This is a genomic window from Hydrogenophaga sp. (assembly GCF_041633695.1).
In the GTDB taxonomy this organism is placed as follows: Bacteria; Pseudomonadota; Gammaproteobacteria; order Burkholderiales; family Burkholderiaceae_C; genus Hydrogenophaga.
This window is the reverse complement of record NZ_JBFJMY010000398.1, coordinates 1-3,834: the sequence shown is the minus strand read 5'-3', so window position 1 is coordinate 3,834 and position 3,834 is coordinate 1. Positions and strand designations below refer to the sequence as shown.

4 protein-coding genes are annotated in these 3,834 nt (G+C 66.0%); 3 read left to right on the top strand and 1 reads right to left on the bottom strand.

Features of this window, described 5'->3' with window-relative positions:
• Positions 1 to 313 (top strand): LysR substrate-binding domain-containing protein (locus tag ABYB95_RS18880; RefSeq protein ID WP_372660361.1); only part of this gene is annotated, 313 nt, incomplete at its 5' end.
• Positions 314 to 509: 196 nt separating this feature from the next.
• Here the strand turns inward: ABYB95_RS18880 and abc-f are convergent.
• A complete protein-coding gene (gene abc-f, locus ABYB95_RS18875; protein WP_372660358.1) occupies positions 510 to 2,408 on the bottom strand; it encodes a ribosomal protection-like ABC-F family protein in 1,899 nt (632 codons plus the stop codon).
• Positions 2,409 to 2,512: 104 nt separating this feature from the next.
• Here abc-f and ABYB95_RS18870 point away from each other — a divergent pair, with 104 nt between their 5' ends.
• Positions 2,513 to 3,001: a (2Fe-2S)-binding protein gene (locus ABYB95_RS18870; RefSeq protein ID WP_372660355.1), complete on the top strand. Its 489-nt coding sequence runs from the start codon at positions 2,513 to 2,515 to the stop codon at positions 2,999 to 3,001.
• On the top strand, positions 2,998 to 3,834 hold an 837-nt coding region (locus ABYB95_RS18865), incomplete at its 3' end, for a molybdopterin cofactor-binding domain-containing protein (RefSeq protein ID WP_372660352.1). The genes ABYB95_RS18870 and ABYB95_RS18865, both read left to right, overlap by 4 nt.

Here is a 3,834-nt window from a genome sequence, read left to right as displayed (position 1 = left end):
CGGGAGGACCGCTCTTTGGGAGTTTGAAAAGAAAGGAAGGCGGATGGAGGTCGCCGCAGATGGGCCGTTGGTCACCAACCACTCGGACGTCGGCGTTGCCGCAGCGCTGCAAGGGCTTGGCATTGCCTATGCTTTTGACCGCGAGCGCGTTGATGAGCATCTCGCCCAAGGACAGCTGGTGCAAGTCCTTGCCGATTGGTCGATCACGCGGCCTGGGCTGTTCCTCTATTTCTCGAACCGGCGCCACCAAACAGCGGTATTGGGCGCTTTTATTGACTGCATGTTGGATCGGGACCTGTCCGCGCCCGAGTAACGGTCCACCATCACCCGGGCGACCCTGGCCCACCTGCGACTGTCACGAAGAGCCGTCGTAGCCCATGTGAACCGATCCTAGATCGCAGCCGTTGAACCGTATCCAACCGTATCTCTCTGGCACATGTTCAACACGTCCGCCGTTGAGCAAGACCCGGCGATGCGCTGAGAAGTGACGACGCTCGGCGCTCGGGGCCTCAGCTACCCAGCTCTTCCAGCCGCTCCAGCGCCTGCAGCCATTCGGTTTCGATCTGCGTGTGCCGCGCGCCCAGCTGCGCCGCGCGGGCCGGGTCGCTGGCGTAGAGTTTGCCGCCGTCCAGTTCGGCTTCGACCTTGGCCTGCTCGGCTTCGAGCGCTGCGATCTGGGTGGGCAGGGCGTCCAGCTCGCGTTGTTCTTTGTAGCTGAGCTTCTTCTTGGCCGCGGTGGCTGCAGAGGTTGCCGGTGCGGGCTGGGGGGCGGCCACAGCGGGTGTGGCGCTGGCGGTGGGCTCGCGTTCGCGGGCCAGGGCCTGGGCGCGGGCCGACTGCGTCATCCAGTCCTGCACGTCGCCCACGTACTCGCGCCAGCGGCCGTCGCCTTCGTGCACGATGGTGCTGGTGACCACGTTGTCCAGAAAACGCCGGTCGTGGCTGACCAGGAACACGGTGCCGTCGTATTGCTGCAGCAGGTCTTCCAGCAGCTCCAGGGTGTCGATGTCGAGGTCGTTGGTGGGTTCGTCCAGCACCAGCACGTTGGCCGGGCGGGCAAACAGGCGCGCCAGCAGCAGGCGGTTGCGCTCGCCACCCGAGAGGGTGCGCACGGGTGAGTTGGCGCGGGCAGGTGAGAACAGAAAGTCGCTCAGGTAGCTTTTGACGTGGGTGCGCTTGTTGCCGATCTCGATCCACTCGCTGCCGGGGCTGATGAAGTCTTCCAGCGTGGCGCTGAGGTCGATCTGGTCGCGCATCTGGTCGAAATAGGCCACCGATTGTTTGCTGCCTTGGCGCACGATCCCGGTGTCGGCCGCCAGCTCGCCCAGAATGATCTTGAGCAGCGTGGTCTTGCCGGCGCCGTTGGGGCCGATCAGGCCGATCTTGTCGCCGCGCAGAATCGTGGCAGTGAAGTCGCGGATCACGGTGCGCTGGCCACCACCGGCCAGCGGGAAGGATTTGCTGATTTTTTCCAGCTCGGCCACGATCTTGCCGCTGGACGTACCAGTGGCCACTTCCAGCTTGACGTTGCCCAAGGCGTCGCGCCGCTGCGAGCGTTGCGCGCGCAGGTTTTCCAGCCGGGTGATGCGGCCTTGTGCGCGGGTGCGGCGCGCTTCCACGCCTTTGCGGATCCACACCTCTTCTTGCGCCAGCAGCTTGTCGGCGCGGGCGAAGATCACGGCCTCCTGGGCTTGTTGCTCTTCTTTCAGCACCTGGTACTGGGCGAAGTTGCCGGGGTAGCTCAGCAGGCGGCCCCGGTCCAGCTCGACCATGCGGGTGGCCACGCGGTCGAGAAAAGCGCGATCGTGGCTGATGGTGACGACGCTGCCCAGGTATTCCAGCAGCAGGTCTTCCAGCCAGGTGATGCTGTCCAGATCCAAGTGGTTGGTGGGTTCGTCGAGCAGCAGCACGTCGGGGCGGCTCACCAGCGCCTGTGCCAGCGCCACGCGCTTTTTGTTGCCGCCCGAGAGCGCGCCCACGCGGTCTTCGGCGTTCAGGTGCAGGCGGTGCAGGGTTTCTTCCACCCGCTGTTCCCAGTTCCAGGCGTCCAGCGCTTCGATGCGGTTTTGCAGCGCGTCCAGATCCAGGCCCTCGGCGCCGCTCAAATACTGGTCGCGCGCCTGCTTGGCGTCGGCCAGGCCCACGCTGGCGGCTTCAAACACGGTGGATTCCAGGTCCAGCACCGGTTCTTGGGGCACATAGGCCACCCGCAGCCCGGTTTGCACCTGCAGCGTGCCGTCGTCGGGCTTCTCCAGCCCGGCCAGAATCTTCAGCATCGAGGACTTGCCCGTGCCGTTGCGGCCGATCAGGCCCACGCGCTCTTGCGACTCCAGAGAAAAATCGGTGTGATCGAGCAGCGCCACGTGGCCATAGGCCAGTTGCGCGTCCTGCAAGGTGATAAGTGCCATGAAATGCCTGAAAGAAGAAGCGTCAATTATCCCTGTGCTTATTTAGAGGCTGCGGCCTACCGCTGAGACGGGCAATTCCAGGCATGGCGGGCACAATGTTTCGCATGGACCTCAACATCAATGGACAAACCCTGTCGCCGCCTCCGGGGCAGGACATCGACCCCGACATGCCTCTGCTGTGGGCGCTGCGCGACGTGCTGGGGCTGACCGGCACCAAATTCGGTTGCGGCGTCTCGGCCTGCGGCGCCTGCACGGTGCGGGTGGACGGTCAGGCGGTGCGCTCCTGCGTCACGCCGGTTTCGGCGGTGGTGGGCAAGCGCATCCAGACCATCGAAGGTCTGGGCACGCCGGACAAGCCGCATCCGTTGCAAACGGCCTGGATCGCGCAGCAGGTGCCGCAGTGCGGCTATTGCCAGTCCGGCATGCTGATGGCGGCGGCCGCCTTGCTCGACCGCAACCCCAAGCCCAGCGACGCCGACATCGACGCGGCCATGACCAATCTTTGCCGCTGCGGCACCTACCAGCGCGTCCGCGCGGCCATCCAGCAAGCGGCGAATCTGCGTCTGGGCCCGGCTTCGGGGGTGAAAGCATGAACCCGCCGAACAAAAGACCCCGCGCTCTGCGCCGGCGCACGGTGCTGCTCAGCGCCCTGGGCGTGGGCGGCGCGCTGGTGGTGGGTTGGGGCGCTTTGCCGCCGCGTTCGCGCCAAGGTAGCCCCGATACCTGGGGCCGGCTGGAAGCCGGCGAGGTCGCGCTCAACGGATGGATCAAGGTCTTGCCCGACGGCGCCGTGGTCTTGGCCATGCCGCGCAGCGAAATGGGGCAGGGCGTGCACACCGCCTTGCCGCTGCTGGTGGCCGAAGAGCTGGACATGCCGCTGGCGCGCGTGCAGACCGAGCAAGCGGGTGCCGACAAGATCTATGGCAATGTGGCCATGTTTGTGGCCGCATTGCCTGTTCATCCACAGGATGCGCACGGCGAAGAAGTGGCGCTGTCGGTGCGGGCCGGCCAATGGATGACGCGCAAGGTTGCGCGTGAACTCGGCATCAACGCCACCGGAGGCTCGTCCACCATGGCCGATGCCTGGGAGCCCTTGCGGCTGGCGGCGGCCACGGCCCGCGCCGCCTTGCTGGGCGCCGCTGCCCTGCAATGGAAGCTACCGGTGAACGAGCTGTCCATCGTTGATGGGGTGGTGGTCCACGCCACGGGCAAGCGCGCGCACTTTGGCGACTTGGCGGCCTCTGCCGCCGCCATTCCGCCGGGCGACGTGGTGCTCAAGTCGCCGAGCGCATTCAAGCAGATTGGGCGGGGCGCGCCGCGCAAAGACATTCCGTCCAAGGTGTTTGGCAGCGCGCAGTTCGGGCTCGACGTGCGCCTGCCGCAAATGGTGTTCGCTTCGCTGCGCATGGCGCCCGAGCTGGGTGGT